The sequence below is a fragment of the Streptomyces sp. NPDC001532 genome (assembly GCF_040298625.1).
Lineage (GTDB): Bacteria > Actinomycetota > Actinomycetes > Streptomycetales > Streptomycetaceae > Streptomyces.
On record NZ_JBEPAL010000010.1, the window covers coordinates 162,659 to 178,402 of the forward strand.

Below are 15,744 nucleotides of genomic sequence, written 5' to 3' on the forward strand. Positions count from 1 at the left end.
ACCGATGAGACTGCACCCCTCCTCGCTGCACGATTCGTTGCAGGACCCGGTCCTCGGTGCGATCGGGTTCCTCAACGAGGTCATGGGCCGCTTCCCGGAAGCGATCTCCTTCGCGCCCGGTGCACCGCATCCGGACACGCTGGACGACCTCGACATCGAGAAGTACGTCAGCGCGTTCACGGATCACCTCGTCCGCGGCGGGCGGAGCCCGAAGCAGGCGCGCCGACTGCTTCTTGAGTACGGCCCGAGCCGGGGGATCATCAACGGCATCGTCGCCGACGCCCTGCACCGGGACCACGGGATCGACGTCGCTCCGAACGCCCTGGTGGTGACCGTCGGCGCCCAGGAGGCGATGCTGCTCGTGCTGCGCGCCCTCTTCCGGTCGCCGGCACAGGGCGTGCTCGCGGTCGCCCACCCCTGTTTCGTCGGCATCATCGGGGCGGCCCGGCTCCTGGACGTCGAGGTGGTCGCGGTCGACGAGACGGAGGGCGGCATCGATCTCGACGGCCTGGCCCGGACGTGCGGTGCCGCCCGGGCGGCCGGCCGACCGGTCCGCGCCCTGTACGTCGCACCCGACTTCTCCAATCCGGGCGCGGCCCGCATGTCACTGGAGTGCCGCCGCCGGCTCCTCGACCTCGCCGGACGCGAGGGCTTCCTCGTCATCGAGGACAACGCCTACGGCTTCACCGCGGCGTCCGGGGCCGAGCTGCCGCCGCTCAAAGCGCTGGACGCCGCCCGGAGCGTGGTCCACATCGGCACCTTCGCCAAAGTGGCCTTCCCGGGAGCGAGGGTCGGCTACGTGATCGCCGATCAGCCGGTCGGCTCCGCGAGCGGCACGACCGTACTCGCGGACGAGCTGGCCGCGGTGAAGAGCATGGTCACCGTCAACACCTCCCCGCTGAACCAGGCCGTCATCGGCGGCATGCTGCTCGAACACGGCGGATCGGTCGCCGCGCTGGGCCGCGAAAAGGCCGCGATCTACCAGCGGAACCTGACCTGTCTGCTGGACGCGCTGGACCGCCGTCTCGGCGACGGATCGCACACCGGAGTCCGCTGGAACCGCCCGCGGGGCGGCTTCTTCGTCCGGATGACACTGCCCGTTCCCGTCGACGCCGCGCTGCTGGAGGTCTCCGCCGCCGAGCACGGCGTGCTGTGGACACCGATGCGCCAGTTTTATCTCGACCGCACCGGCGATCGCCAGCTGCGGCTCTCGTGCAGCTATCTCGATCCCGGGCAGATCGAGGAAGGAGTGCGGCGCCTCGCCGCCTTCCTGACGAGCGTGACCGGGCGCCGCCCGGACAGCGGCGAGACCGACTGACGGGGGCCGCCCCGCTTCTGCCCCTCAGGCTGCCGCCGACGCCGGGAACCGACGCCTAGTGTGCGTCTGCCGACCCTCTGGCGCGGTGCCGGCTCCCTACGCATTGGAGGCGATTCGTGGTCCCCGTATCGTTCGGTCAGCACCGGCTGTGGGTGCTCAGCCAGTACGAGCGCACCGGGTGGACGTACAACATCGTCGTACGGGCGGCCGTCTCGGGCCCCCTCGACGTTCCGGCCCTGGACGCGGCGGTCGCGGACGTGATCGAGCGCCACGAGAGCTTGCGGACGAGCTTCCCGGAGGTCGACGGCACCCCGGTCCAGCGGATCGGTCCGCCACCCGGCCGGGGCGCACTCCATGTCGTGGACGTGCCGGACGCCGACCCGGCGGAGCTGCTGGAGACGAGCGGCCGCCGCGTGTTCGACCTGACGCGCGAGGCGCCCGTGCGTGTGGAGCTGTTCCGCACCGCGCCGCAGGAATCCGTCCTCCACATGGTCTTCCACCACATCGTGGTGGACGGCTGGTCGGTCCGACCCCTGATGCGGGACCTGGCCCACGCCTACGCGGCCCGGCTCGACGGCGCGGTACCGGCCTGGGAGCCACTGCCGGCGCAGTTCGCGGATTACGCCGTGTGGCAGCGCGAGGTCCTCGGCTCGGCCGACGACCCGGCGTCCCTGCTCGCCGAGCAACTGGACTTCTGGCGGACGGCGCTGCGCGGAATCCCGGCGGAGATCGCCCTGCCCGTCGACCGGCCCCGCCCTGAGCAGCCCGCGTACCGGGGCGGATCCGTTCCCCTCGGCATCTCCGCCGAACTGCACTCGGGTCTGCGCCGCATCGCCCGGGAGAGCGGCGCGAGCCTCTTCATCGTCCTCCACGCCGCCCTGGCCGCCCTGCTGCACCGCCTCGGCGCCGGCGACGACATACCGATCGGTACCGGAACCGCCGGCCGCTCCGACGATGCCCTCTCCGATCTCGTCGGCTTCTTCGTGAACACCGTTCCGCTGCGGACGGACCTCTCCGGCGACCCGACCTGGCGCCTGCTCATCGACCGGGTGCGCGCCTTTGATCTGGACGCCTTCGACCACCAGGACGCCCCCTTCGACGCGATCGTCCAGGCCGTCGCACCGCGCCGCAGGCCCGGACGGCATCCGCTGTTCCAGACCATGCTGGCGCTCCAGAGTCACGACAGCGCGCGGCCGGACTTCCCCGGACTGAACGTGCGCATGGAGTCCGCGGAGACGGTCGAGGGCCACTCCGCGAAGTTCGACCTCTATCTGGACCTGTCGGAGACCTTCGACCACGACGGAGCGGCGGCCGGGATCCACGGTTTCCTCAACTACGCCCGCGACCTGTGGAACGCCGATTCGGCCGAACTCCTGGCCCGGCGCTTCGTCCGTGTGCTGGAGGCCCTCGTCACCACTCCCGACGCCCCTGTCTCCGACGCGGATCTGCGTCTGCCGGGCGAGGAGGAGCGGCTCACCGCTGTCCCCGAGGTGGCGCCTGGCTGCCTTGTGGTCCCCGCCGGCCGTTTGGACGAGCTGGTGGATCACGGCCGCGGCGGCACCGGCCTCCATCTGACCGGCGGCCTTCCGAGCGTGACCGCGCTCGACGCCTTCCATCGCGACCACCCCGAGGTACGCCCCACCGTCAGCAGCCGTCTGACCGTCCTCGACCCGGCGGGCAGGCCGTGTCTCCTCGGCGTACCGGGCACTCTGCCCACCGGTCACCGTGCCCGGCGGCGACCGGACGGCCACCTCGAACTCCTGCCCGAAGCGGAGGGGTCCGTCGCGGACGTCACCACCGGCACCCCGGCCGACGGCGCGGCCGAACCCCGCACTCCGGCCCAGGAGATCCTCTGCGGCATCTTCGCCGACGTCCTCGGCCTCGACACCGTCGGCCTGCATGACGACTTCTTCGATCTGGGCGGGCAGTCCCTCCTCGCCGTCCGCGTCGCCGGCCGCATCCGCAAGGTGTTCGGCATCGAAGCCGACCTCTCGGCCGTCTTCCGGGCACCGCGGGTCGCCGCACTCGACGCCTACATCCAGCAGTCGGTCCGGGCGCTGTCCGCACCGCGGCCGGTCGTGCCGCGACCCGACCCGCTGCCCCCGTCGCCGGCCCAGCGGCGCCTGTGGACGGTCGACCAGATCCTGGGCCCCAGCGCGTCCTACAACATCCCGTACGCGTACCGGTTGCACGGCGCCGTCGATGCCGGCGCCCTGGAGCACGCGATCAACGACGTCGTGGAACGTCACGAGGCCCTGCGGACCGTCCTCGCAGACACGGACGGCGAGGTCCACCAGAGGGTGCTGGACCCGGCCGAGGCACGTGTCCCGCTGCACCGCACCGACTGCGCGCCAGGCGACCTCCCCGACGTGCTCGCCGCACATGGCGCGTACGTCTTCGACCTCGGCACCGGGCCCCTGCTCCGCGCGCACCTGATCGGCCTCGGCGCCGACGAGCAGGTGCTGCTCCTGGTCGTCCACCACACCGTCTGCGACGGCTGGTCGCTCCGGCCGCTGATGAGCGACCTGTCGGACGCCTACCGTGCCCGGCTCACAGGTGCGCGGCCGCAGTGGCGCGACCTGCCGGTGCAGTACGCCGACTACGCGCTGTGGCACAGCGACGTCCTCGGCGACGACACGGACCCGGACAGCCTCGCCGCGAGGCAGCTCGACCACTGGAGGCGGACACTCGACGGGCTGCCCGAACAGATCGCCCTCCCGGCCGACCGGCCGCGGCCGGAGACACCCAGCCTCTCGGGGGCATCGGTTCCGGTCGAGGTCGAAGCAGACCTGTACCGGGCACTCGTCGCCCTGGGCCGACGCCTTGGTGTGACCCCGTTCATGGTGATGCACGCGGGGCTGGCCGCGCTGCTGTCACGACTCGGAGCCGGCACCGACGTGCCCATCGGGACCGTGGTGGCCGGCCGGGAGTACGAGGAACTGGACGACCTCGTGGGGTTCTTCGTCAACACCCTGGTCCTGCGCACGGACCTCACGGGCAATCCGACCTTCCGCGAACTGCTGGAACGCGCGCGGGAGACGGATCTCGCCGCCTTCGAGCATCAGAGCGTGCCGTTCGAGCGGGTGGTCGAGCAGCAGAACCCGGTGCGATCGACCGCCCGGCAGCCGCTCTTCCAGACCATGCTCGTGATGCAGAACAACGAGCACGCGGCCCTCGACCTGCCGGGCGTCCGCGCGACACCGGAGGCATTGACCACCACGACGGCGAAATTCGACCTCACGCTGTTCCTGGAGGAGACCGGGGACGGCATGAAGGGCCACTTCGAGTACGCCACCGACCTGTTCGACCGCGACACCGTCACACTGCTCACCGCGCGGCTGTTGCGCGTCCTCGAAACGATGGTGCGGGAGCCGGAAGCCCGGCTGAGCAGCGTGGAACTGCTGGCCGCCGGAGAAAAGCGGCAGCTGGAGGCGTGGAGTGGCACGACCGCCCCGCTGCCGGCCGACCCCCGGCTGCACCGCATGGTCGAGGCCCAGGCACGGACACGCCCCGACGCCGTCGCACTCGTGTTCGGCGCGGAGCGCCTCACCTACCGGGAGCTGAACACCCGCGCCAACCGGCTGGCCCACCACCTGGTGGAGCGCGGTGTCGCCACGGGAGCCCTGGTCGGCGTCCACCTTGAGCGCACGACAGCGATGGTCGTGGCCCTGCTGGCGGTGCTCAAGGCGGGTGCCGGCTACACGCTGCTGGACCCGGAATTCCCCGCCGAGCGGATTCACTCCGTCGTCGACGAGACGGACATCACCCTGGTGATCACCTCCGCGGCCCTCCGGGCCGGTCTGCGGACCACCGCGGCCCTGTGCTGCCTGGACGAGGAGCGTGTGGACATCGCCGCCCGCCCGGCGGACGACCTCGACACCGAGGTGCGGCCGCAGGACGTGGCCTGCGTGATGTTCACCTCGGGTTCGACCGGGCGGCCGAAGGGCATCGCCACCTCGCATCTCGCCCTGGTGGGCACCTACATCGCGCAGGACTACTGCGCCTTCGGGCCGGACGAGGTCTACCTCCAGTGCTCCCCGGTCTCCTGGGACGCCTTCGCCCTGGAGCTCTTCGGAGCACTGCTGCACGGCGGGACCTGCGTCCTCCAGGCCGGGCAGAACCCCGAGCCCGCCGAGATCGAGCACCTCGTGGGCGCGCACGATGTGACGATGCTCCAACTGTCGGCGAGCCTGTTCAACCATCTGATCGATGAGCATCCGGCGGCTTTCCAGGGCGTGCGGTTCGCGATGACCGGCGGCGAGCCCGCGTCGGTCGCGCATGTGGCGAAGGCGCTGCGCACACATCCCGGCCTGCGGGTGGTCAACGGCTACGGCCCCGCCGAGAGCATGGGCTTCACCACCTGCCACCTCGTCGAGCCGTCCGATCTGGCCGCACCCGCCCTGCCGATCGGGGTCCCGGTCACCAACAAGCGGGCCTATGTGCTCGGTCCTGCCCTGGATCTCCTTCCCACCGGAGTGATCGGTGAGCTGTACGTGGCCGGCGTCGGCATCGCGCACGGTTACGTGGGCCGGCCCGGTCTGAGCGCGGAGCGCTTCGTCGCCGATCCGTACGGCGCCCCCGGCAGCCGGATGTACCGGACCGGAGACCTGGTCCGGCGGCGCCCGGACGGACTGCTCGACTACATCGGCCGTATCGACCAGCAGGTCAAGATCCGCGGCTTCCGGGTCGAGCCGGCCGAGGTCGAGGCCGTGCTGGCTCGCGACGAGTCGGTCGCCCAGGTCGCCGTGCTGGCCCGCGAGGCGCGGCCGGGGGACTGGCGGCTGGTCGCCTATGTGGTGACCGTTGCGGACGGGGTCTTCGACGAGCAGCGACTGCGGTCGGCCGCCGCGCACGCACTGCCGGACCATCTCGTCCCGTCCGCGTTCGTGCCGTTGGAGACACTGCCGATGACCGCGAACGGCAAGCTCGACCGTAAAGCCCTGCCCGCACCGGTGTTCATCGCGCGCGCGGGCGGCAGAGCGCCGGCCACCGAGCGGGAGAAGGTGCTGTGCGACCTGTTCGCCGAGCTGCTCGAAGTCCCCGGGGCCGGGCCCGACGACGACTTCTTCCAGCTGGGCGGGCACTCGCTGCACGCGGCCCGGCTGGTGGCGCGCATCCGCAGCCGGCTGGGCGTGAAGCTCTCCGTCGCCGACGTGTTCGCGTCCCCGACCCCGGCCGGTCTCGCCGAACGCATGGAGCGCGCTCCCCAGGCCGGACCCGCACTCGGGCTCCGGCGCGTGCTGCGCGCGGATGCGGGCGCCACCCCGGTCACCGGCTGACCGTCTCGCCTCCGACGCCTCAGGGCCCGGCCCGTCGATCGCCGACGGTCCGGGCTCGTCGCGTCGGCACCGCACACCGGGCCGGCTGCACACCGGGGCGGAGGGCGCGGCAGCTGCCTCCGGCTTGCCTCCGATGCTGCCCGTCGATGCGAGGCAGGCCTCTTAAGGTTTTCGTCACAGAGGTGAGTTGCCGACATCCGGGCAGCGCGATTCCTCGCATTTCTCCTGGGCGATTCTCCGTCGGCGCCGCACGGCCGCGCCCGGCGATCGCATCTCTCTGGGTCCATGAACGAGTCAAGGAGTGAGTCATGCGCACGCAGTTGATCGGGAAGCTCGACCTCGACCGGACGCGACTGTCGGAAGACCTGGAGGCGACTTTCGGCATCAACTTCGCCGAGCCGTACGACGAGTTCGTCTGCGGCCGCCCCTGGAAGAGCGCGATGCTGATGGCGCCGGGCGGTGGCGAAGGCAGTCTGCTCTCGCAGTTCGACCCGTCCACGCCGGCCGAATTCACGGCCGACGGCGAGCGCCTGCCCTATGTGCAGGAACTGATCCGCACGCACTTCGCGACCGAGCACATCACGTTCGTCCGCCTGATCGCGCTGAGCAAGAGTGTGCTGGTCCCGCACTGCGACTACGTGGAACTGTCCGACGAGGTCTCCAAGGAGCGGATCGCGCACCGGGTGCACATCGTGCTCTCCACCGGCGAGGACGCGATGTTCAACGAATCGGACTCGGTCTACCGGATGAAGGAGGGAGAGGTCTGGTTCATCGACGTCACCAAGCCGCACAGCGCTGGCGTCATCGGTGAGACCCGCCGCGTCCACCTGCTCATCGATGTCGCCGATGTCGCCGACGTCAAGGACCTCTTCAAGTTCGACCACGAGCTGTCCGGTGGGATTCCGCAGTCGAATCTCTGCGTTCGTCCAGAGCTGACCGAAGGCGAGCGCGAAGGCCTTCACGCACTCTCCGGGATCATCGACGAGGAGAACATCATGGATGTCCTCGGCCTCGTCATCAAGAAGCACTACCGGAAGGACGGCGGCGCGAACTTCGTCTGGAGCACCATGAAGGAGATCGCCCGGCTGAGCAATGACGAGCGGATCGTCAAGAAGGTGGCGGACCTCTACCGCCACACGAACCTGGAGCGCATCGAGAAGTAGGGCGTGCCCGGTAGCGGGGAAATTCCTACCGGCGAAGCGGGCCGGCGGGCGGCCGGAACCTCATCAGCAGGGTTTCGGCCGCCGGTCCGGCACACCGCTCCATGAATCGGGCGAGACGACGGGATGCATCAATGACGGTCCACCATCACATCGGCATCCAGACCGCTGATCTGGACAACTGCCTGGCCTGGTACGCCGACTATCTCGGGGCCCGCGAGACCTGGACCCTGGAGAAGTTCTCCGAACTGACGCTCAGCCGGCTGCCCGGCATCACCCGGCTCACCGAAATCCTCGTCGGGGACACTCGGTTCCACCTGTTCGAGCAGGCCGGCCAGGACGACCGGCTGCCCGGCGGCAACACCGTTCAGTTCCAGCACACCTGCCTGGCGGTGGACTCGCCCGAGGAGCTCCAGCGGCGGCGCAGCCACTGGGTGGAGCTGTACGACTCCGGCCGCTACCGCTTCGCCCGCCCGGATCAGCCGAGCGAGATCGTGATCGACGCGGACGGTGTGCAGAGCTTCTACACCTACGACGTCAACGGACTCGAATTCGAGTTCACCTATGTGCCGGACGGTTCATGAACACCACCTTTGAAGCGATGGCCGCCAAGCTGTCCGCTCCCGAGGGCTGGACCTACTCCGACGGGCCCTACGGCATCGAACCACTGATCCTGCCCCCGGCAGCCGCACCCGGCGAGGAGATCGAACGGCTCCGCCTGGACACCGAGCCGGGCCCCGGAGCGACAGCGTTCTGCCCCACCCTGCTGGCGCACGGACAGGCTCCCCAGCCGCTGGACGCCCCCGCCGCCCGGCAGGCGGCACATCCCAGGGTCTACTGGTTCCGCTGGATCACCGGCCACCAGATCTCTTTCGTGCTGTGGCGTCTGATTCTCCAGGAGATGCGGACCGCGGCTCTCACCGACGGCGGCCGGCAGGCCCGGGCCGTCGCCGCGATGACCGCGTACGTGCGGGGCTACTGCTCGATGCTGCTCTACACCGCCTCCTGCCCGCGCGACATCTACGAGTCGCTGATCCGGCCCTCGATGTTCCTCGCGCACCCCGGCTTCAGCGGCACCTGGGCACCCGACTTCGCGGCCGTCCGCCAGGTCTTCCGCGGCCGGCGGCCGGAATGGTCCGGCAGCACGGACGAAGCGGTCACCCTGCGCCGTACCGTCGAGCTGTACCGGCACATCCACGCGGGGGTCGCCGCCAAGCTGGTGCCGGCCGGCGGCTCGCTGCTCCAGGAAGCGCCGTCCTACGGCACGTTGTCCCCCGAGCTGCTCGGCACCCTCTTCGACACCTACTTCCTGACCGCGCGGTCACCCGAGTGCGCGGACAGAGCCGTTCCGCAGCTGCTGCGCCGCCTGGAGGCGGTGACGCTCGACCTGGCCGAGCACGGTCTGACAGCACCTGGGGACGAGGCGGAGCGGCCCGCGGAACTGCGCGGCGAGGAGGTCCTCGACATCGAGGGCGACCTGATCGGAATCATACTGCGGGTGGCCGAACTGGCCGCCGGGATGGACCCCAGCGATCTCGACCTGCGACCGCAGTTCGTCTGACAGGGAGTGACCCGATGCGATACGGCGTGCTGATCCTCCCCGACCGGCGCTGGGCCGCGGCCCGGCGGCGCTGGGAGCGAGCCGAGGAACTCGGCTTCGACCACGCGTGGACCTACGACCACCTGATGTGGCGATGGCTGCGCGAGAAGGACTGGTTCGGAGCCGTCCCCACGCTCGCCGCGGCCGCCTCCGCCACCTCGCGCATCCGGTTGGGCACGATGGTGGCCGGTCCGACCTTCCGTCACCCGGTCACGTTCGCCAAGGAACTCATGGCCCTGGACGACCTGTCGGACGGACGGATCGTGGCCGGGCTGGGCGCGGGCGCCGGCGTCTACGACGACGAGGCGATGGGAGGTAAGTCGCCGAGTCCCGGCGAACGCGCTGATCGGTTCGCCGAGTTCGTGGCACTGACCGACAGCCTGCTGCGCTCGCCCACGACGTCCCACCAGGGCACCTGGTTCAGCGCCCACGAGGTGCACATGCGCCCGGGCTGCGTGCAGCGCCCCCGGCTGCCCATCGCCGTCGCGGCGACCGGACCACGCGGTATGCGGCTGGCCGCGGAGTACGGAGACCTGTGGGTGACCGCCGGAAAGGCCGGCAACTTCGACCGGCAGCCCTATGAGGACCTGCTCCCGCTGTTCCGCAAGCAGTCGGAGGCACTGGACCGTGCCTGCGAGGCGGCGGGCCGTGATCCGGCGACCATCGACCGGGTGCTGCTCACCGGGGGAATGGTGGACGGCACCATGGAGTCGGCCGACGCCTTCTTCGACGCCGCGGAGCTCTATGCGGGCATCGGCTTCACCGACATGGTGGTCCACTGGCCCAGGGAGGAATTCCCCTACGAAGGGCGGCAAGAGGTCGTGGAGGAGATCGCGGCCCGCCTGCCGGCCAACGTCTGAGGACGGACCGCCTGAGCGCGTGGTGCGCTCATCCGTCAACGACCTAGCGGCGAACGGGCGACTGGAGGAAGCATGACCGACGAGAGCGTCGACGCCGGTGGAACGAAGCGGCGAGGAGCCCGCGGCGGACTCCTGCGGCATCGGGATTTCCGGCTGCTCTGGATCGGTGAGACGACGAGCAAGCTCGGCAGCAGCGTCTCCCGCATCGCCATCCCGCTGGTGGCGCTGGTCACCCTGGACGCCGGCACTTTCCTGGTCAGTGTGCTGGCCGCGATGACCTGGCTGCCCTGGCTGCTGGTCGGCCTGCCGGCCGGGGCCTGGGTCGACCGCCTGCCCAGCCGCCGGGTGATGCTGGTGTGCAACGGAGTGTCGCTGATCAGCTTCCTGAGCGTGCCGGTCGCGGCCTGGCTGGACGTGCTGACCATCGGGCAGATGATGTTCGTCGCCCTGGCCGCCGGAACCGCGGCCGTGTTCTTCGAGACCGCCTACCAGGTCTACCTCCCCTCGCTGGTCGGCCAGAAGGATCTGGCCGAGGGCAACGCCAAGCTCCAGGGCAGCGCCGCCGCCGCGGACATCGCCGGTCCCGGTCTCGGAGGATTGATCACACAGACGGTCGGAGCGGTGTGGGGGATGTTCGCCGACGCGCTGTCCTTCCTCGTGTCCTCCATCTGCCTGCTCTCCATCAGACAGGATGAGGAACGGCGAAGCGCCTCCGCGCGGAGCAACAGCGGGCTGCGCCAGGAGATCGCCGAAGGACTGCGCTTCGTCATCCGCGACCGTTACCTGCGCGTCTTCACCCTGTACGGAGCGGCGGCCAATCTGGCGCTCAACGGGTTCACCGCCGTACTGGTGGTGTTCCTCGTGCGTGAGCTGGGAGTCGGTGCCGGCGCGGCAGGTGTCGCGATGGCCGGGATCAGCGTGGGCGGTGTGCTGGGGGCGGCCGTCGCCCCGTGGGTCATCCGCCGGTTCGGCAGCGCCCACGGCCTGCTCATCGGCCAGACGGCGATGCCGTTCGCGCTGCTGATCCCGATGGGCGGTCCGGGGTTCGGGCTCCTCCTCGTGGTGGTGGGAGGGCTGATGATCTCGCTGGGCGTGATGGTCGGCAACGTCATCAAGGGCAGTTTCCGCCAGTCGTACTGCCCCCGGCCGATGCTTGGCCGAGTCGTCGTCAGCATGCAGTTCCTCAACTACGGCGCCATTCCGGTCGGCGCGGTGCTCGGGGGTGTGATGAGCACGGCGTTCGGACTGCGCGCCACGGTCTGGGTGACGGCGAGCGCGTTCGCGCTGACCAGTCTCATCCTGGTGTTCAGCCCCATCCGCCGGCACCGCGATCTGCCCACCGCTCCCGCCGATCAGTTGCCGTCGGCACTGCCGGTTCGGACCGACCCCGTCTCATAGAGTCGTCGCGTTGGCCGGGCAAGCACTCGGTGTGCCGCGAGTCACCGAGCTCTCGGGAGGGAATCGATGCAACGACTCAACGTGGTACTCACAGCAACGGCATCCGACTCCCACACCTGGAACCTGACGTACCTGGAACTGCTGCTACGGGAGTGGGGGCACAGGGTGACCAACCTCGGCCCGTGCGTACCCCACGAACTGCTGCTGCGGCGCTGCCGGGAACTCTCACCGGACCTGGTCGTCGTCAGCAGCGTCAACGGACTCGGCTTCGGCGAAGGCCCGGTGATCGGCCGGCTGATCCGAGGCAGTGCCGAACTGGCCCGCACACCGTTGGTCATCGGCGGCAAGCTCGGCACCGGCGTGGAGGACCAGGCGGCCGAGTCGGAGCGGCTGCGTGCGGCAGGCTTCGACCTCGTCGTCACCGACTCCGACGGGCTCGGCCCCTTCCGCGACTTCGTGGCGTCGATGTCCATGAAGGCAACGCGTTGACCCCAGCACCGAAGAACGCGTTCGGCGCCTACGTCGCACAGGCCGAGCGGGACGGGCACCTGGTGGTCCAGCCCCGAATGGGCTTCGCCGATCCGGCGATCATGCGGTCGGGACTCCTCGCCGTCCGCGCAGCGGCGGCGACCACCGTCGGAACGCTGACCATCGACAGCTTCACCCGGGTCGGTCTGCACCAGGCGGCCCGGCAAGCCCTGGACGACGGCCGGCCGCTCAACGGCTATCCGATCGCCACGCACCCCGCGGCCGTGAACCGCGCCGTCCTGGACGGCGTGCTCGGGCCCGACTTCCCGGTCCAGGTGCGGCACGGTTCGGCCCGCCCGCAGGCCATCATCAGCGCGCTCACCCGCGCCGGCCTGGATGCCACCGAGGGCGGCCCGGTCTCCTACTGCCTGCCGTACGGCAGGACACCGCTGCGCGAGTCCGTCAGGAACTGGCGGGAGAGCTGCGCACTCCTCACCGAGGTCCGCCGGCGTGGGGCGGAGCCGCACCTGGAGACCTTCGGCGGCTGTGTGATGGGCCAGCTGTGCCCGCCGAGCCTGCTGGTCGCGCTCAGCGTCCTCGAAGCGCTCTTCTTCCGTCAGCTGGGCCTGCGCAGCCTGTCGTTGAGCTACGCCCAGCAGACCGACGCCGAACAGGACGGGCAGGCCATCCGCGCGCTGCGGACCCTGGCCGCCGAACTGCTCCTTGATGTGGACTGGCACGTCGTCCTGTACGCCTACATGGGCGTCTACCCGCGCACCCGGCGGGGAGCGCTGCTGCTGCTGGAGGAGGCGGCGGCACTGGCGGTGCGGACCGGCGCGGCACGCCTCATCGTCAAGACCGCCTACGAGGCGCACCGGCTGCCGACGGTGGCGGAGAACGTCGAGGCACTGGAGATCGCCTCGCTCATGGCGCGCACGTCGGCCCATGTGCCCGGCACCGGGAGCGACGACGGGGACAACGAGGTGCTGGCCGAGGCCCGGCGGTTGGTCGAGTGCGTCCTCGAACTGCACGAGGACATCGGTCAGGCCCTGATCGACGCCTTCGCCCGCGGCCTGCTCGACGTGCCGTACTGCCTGCATCCCGACAACAGGGGCGACAGCGGCAGCTACATCGACGCCGGCGGCCGGCTGCGCTGGACGAGCGTGGGCACGATGCCCATCCCCTCGTCCGCGGTCGCCGGCCGACGCCACGCGCTCACCTCCGACGGCCTGCTCACCTCACTCACCCACGTACAGCGGAAGTTCGACGCGCTCGCCCACGCGAGCGGATGCCCGGCCCGCGAACCGAAAGGAACGGATTTCTCATGACCGAGCTGCCGGACAGCCCGCGCGGACACCTGGAACGGCCGGCCACCAGGGCGGCACTGGTGATCCAGCACGAGATTCTCAGGGCCGTGCGCGCATACCTGGGCGAGAGCGGTTTCACCGAGCTGCTGCCGCCGGTCATCGGCCCCGTGACCGACCCCGGCAGCCGGGGCGCCAAGCAGGTCGACATCGACTACTACGGCCACAAGTACAAGCTGATGACCAGTGCCATCCTGTACAAGCAGGCCGCGCTGCTGACCTTCGACAAGATTTTCTACATCGCGCCCAACGTCCGTCTGGAGCCGCCGGAGACATCCGCGACCCATCGACATCTGACGGAGTTTCACCAGATCGACGTGGAGATCGCCGGTGCCTCCCGGGAGGACGCCATGGCGGTCGCCGAGGACATCGTCCGGCACGCGGTACGCGGGGCGCTCGGACGAGCCGGCGCGGAGATGGCGGCGCTCGGACGGACCGCGGACGCCTTCGTCGACTTGTCGTCCGGCCCCTTCGACCGGGTCACGCACACGGACGCCGTCGCCGACCTGCACCGGCTCGGCGTGCCGCAGAGCCCGGATGCGGAGATCAACTGGGAGGCGGAGGAGCAGCTGTCGCGGAAGGCGAGCCGCCCGTTCTTCGTGACCGACTACCCCAAGGGCTCGCGCGGATTCTACGACCGTGAGGACCCGGCCGACCCGGGCCGGCTGCGCAACTTCGACTTGCTGGCCCCGGAAGGCTTCGGCGAGCTGGCCAGCGGCAGCGAGCGGGAGTTCCGGTACGCCAACCTCATCTCCCGGATGCGGGAGACCGGTGAGAACCCGGCCAAGTACGCCTGGTACGTCGAGATGGCCCGGGACGGCATCCCCGCCAGCGCCGGATTCGGCATCGGCGCCCAGCGGCTGACCCGCTACATCGCCGGCCTGGACGCGATCTGGCAGGCCACCGCCTACCCGAAGCTTCCCGGAGTGGTGGCGCCATGACCCTACGAGCCCCCGGCTTTCCCGAGGCGCAGGTCCGGGACCGAGCACGCCGCGGGCCGCGCGCCGCGTTCCCGGCGGTCGAGGAGTACGGAAGCACGCTGTTCGGCGGCGGCTCCCTCGCCGGTGACGAGCTGGACCGGATGCGTCTCGTACCGCCCGTCTTCACACCGTTCCGGTGGGAGAAGCTGCTGGAGCTGGGACGTGAGCCGGTCCACGAGGACGTCCGTCTCGAGGCGGACGTCGGCGGGCTGCGGTCGACGCTGCCGGTGTACGTCTCGGCGTTCGGCTCGACGAGGGCGGCGGCCACCGATCTCGGTGTCGCGGTGAGCCGCCAGGCCGGACGACTGGGCATCCCCATGGTGATCGGCGAGAACATCGTGCCGGTCAACGGCTACGGCCGCACCGGGCACGACGGTGACAGCCTGCTGCGCCGCGTCCACGCCTACGTCGAGGCGGCACGCCGCGACGAGGGAGGGATCGTCGTGCAGCAGAGCACCGAGGACGCCGACTCCGAGGTGTGGAACCTCGTCTACAGCGACCCCGCGGTCCAGCCGCTGGTCGAGACCGGTCGCCTCGCCTTCGAGCTCAAAGCGGGTCAGGGCGCCAAGCCGGGACTCGGCGGCATGACCGTGCTCGGGCGGGCGCGCGCCGCGCGGCTCGCCGGACAGTACACACTGATCCCTCTCCCGGACGGTGACCAGGTGCTCCGCTGCGGTACGCCGGGCACCTTCACCGAAGAGATCCTGCGGCAGCAGGTGCGGATGATGCGGAACAACTATCCGCGCGCCCGCACCTGGGTGAAGCTGCCGCCGGCCCGGGACGTGGCACCGGCCGCCGAGACGGCCTGGCAGGCCGGCGCGCACGCGGTCACCGTGGACGGCCAGGCCGGCGGCACCGGCTGGGCGCCCACCGCCTTCCTCGACCACGTCGGCCTGCCCCTGGCCGAATGCCTGCGCCGGATCGTGGCACACCCGCACAGCCTGCTGGTCAGCAGCGGGATGTGGGAGGGCACGCGCGTGGTCAAGAGCCTGGCGCTGGGCGCCCGTGCGGTCGGTCTCGGCCGAGCGGCGCTGCTGGCCGCGGACGAGGATCCCGAGGCGGGCCTGGTGAACCTGGTCGAGTGTCTGGCCCTCGAACTGCGGTTGCTGATCAGCGCGCTCGGCAAATACCACCCGGACCAGCTCGGCGTGGAGGATGTGTGGATGCCCGGCGACGCCCGGACGCCGGTCGAAGGGCGCGGTGCGGGCCAGGGGCGACGGCCCGCTGAGGACGGCCCGCTGAGGACGCACTGACCCGCAACCGCCGGTCGGCGCGTCCCGCCGCCCCGGCCCCGTCGGCCATGGCGGCCGTGGCGGG

11 protein-coding genes are annotated in these 15,744 nt (G+C 70.6%); all 11 read left to right on the forward strand.

What is annotated here, in order from left to right; translation table 11 throughout:
• Positions 1 to 4: 4 nt before the first annotated feature.
• Positions 5 to 1,318 (forward strand): aminotransferase-like domain-containing protein, encoded by a 1,314-nt coding sequence (locus ABT232_RS12805; RefSeq protein WP_351839497.1) that lies wholly within the window; start codon positions 5 to 7, stop codon positions 1,316 to 1,318.
• Between the two features lie 116 nt (positions 1,319 to 1,434).
• Positions 1,435 to 6,597: a non-ribosomal peptide synthetase gene (locus tag ABT232_RS12810; RefSeq protein ID WP_351839499.1), complete on the forward strand. Its 5,163-nt coding sequence runs from the start codon at positions 1,435 to 1,437 to the stop codon at positions 6,595 to 6,597.
• A 308-nt stretch (positions 6,598 to 6,905) separates the two neighbouring features.
• The gene (locus ABT232_RS12815) at positions 6,906 to 7,760 is read left to right on the forward strand and encodes an aspartyl/asparaginyl beta-hydroxylase domain-containing protein (RefSeq protein WP_351839501.1); all 855 of its coding nucleotides are present in this window, start codon (positions 6,906 to 6,908) and stop codon (positions 7,758 to 7,760) included.
• Positions 7,761 to 7,891: 131 nt separating this feature from the next.
• Positions 7,892 to 8,341 (forward strand): VOC family protein, encoded by a 450-nt coding sequence (locus ABT232_RS12820; protein WP_351839503.1) that lies wholly within the window; start codon positions 7,892 to 7,894, stop codon positions 8,339 to 8,341.
• Positions 8,338 to 9,318 (forward strand): 3-methyl-L-tyrosine peroxygenase-related protein, encoded by a 981-nt coding sequence (locus ABT232_RS12825; protein ID WP_351839505.1) that lies wholly within the window; start codon positions 8,338 to 8,340, stop codon positions 9,316 to 9,318. Before ABT232_RS12820 ends, ABT232_RS12825 begins: the two co-directional genes overlap by 4 nt.
• A 14-nt stretch (positions 9,319 to 9,332) precedes the next feature.
• Positions 9,333 to 10,217, forward strand: a complete 885-nt coding sequence (locus ABT232_RS12830; RefSeq protein WP_351839507.1) for an LLM class flavin-dependent oxidoreductase — start codon at positions 9,333 to 9,335, stop codon at positions 10,215 to 10,217.
• 72 nt (positions 10,218 to 10,289) lie between these two features.
• Positions 10,290 to 11,615 (forward strand): MFS transporter, encoded by a 1,326-nt coding sequence (locus ABT232_RS12835; protein WP_351839509.1) that lies wholly within the window; start codon positions 10,290 to 10,292, stop codon positions 11,613 to 11,615.
• A gap of 66 nt (positions 11,616 to 11,681) precedes the next feature.
• A complete protein-coding gene (locus tag ABT232_RS12840) occupies positions 11,682 to 12,104 on the forward strand; it encodes a cobalamin B12-binding domain-containing protein (RefSeq protein ID WP_351839511.1) in 423 nt (140 codons plus the stop codon).
• Positions 12,101 to 13,411 carry a methylaspartate mutase gene (locus ABT232_RS12845; RefSeq protein ID WP_351839513.1) on the forward strand — a complete coding sequence of 437 codons (1,311 nt, stop codon included), beginning with the start codon at positions 12,101 to 12,103 and terminating at the stop codon, positions 13,409 to 13,411. The genes ABT232_RS12840 and ABT232_RS12845 overlap by 4 nt, the downstream gene beginning before the upstream one ends.
• Positions 13,408 to 14,388 (forward strand): asparagine synthetase A, encoded by a 981-nt coding sequence (locus ABT232_RS12850; protein ID WP_351839515.1) that lies wholly within the window; start codon positions 13,408 to 13,410, stop codon positions 14,386 to 14,388. Before ABT232_RS12845 ends, ABT232_RS12850 begins: the two co-directional genes overlap by 4 nt.
• Entirely contained in the window at positions 14,385 to 15,680 is a 1,296-nt protein-coding gene (locus ABT232_RS12855; protein WP_351839517.1) for a glutamate synthase-related protein, read from the forward strand. Before ABT232_RS12850 ends, ABT232_RS12855 begins: the two co-directional genes overlap by 4 nt.
• Positions 15,681 to 15,744 lie beyond the last annotated feature (64 nt).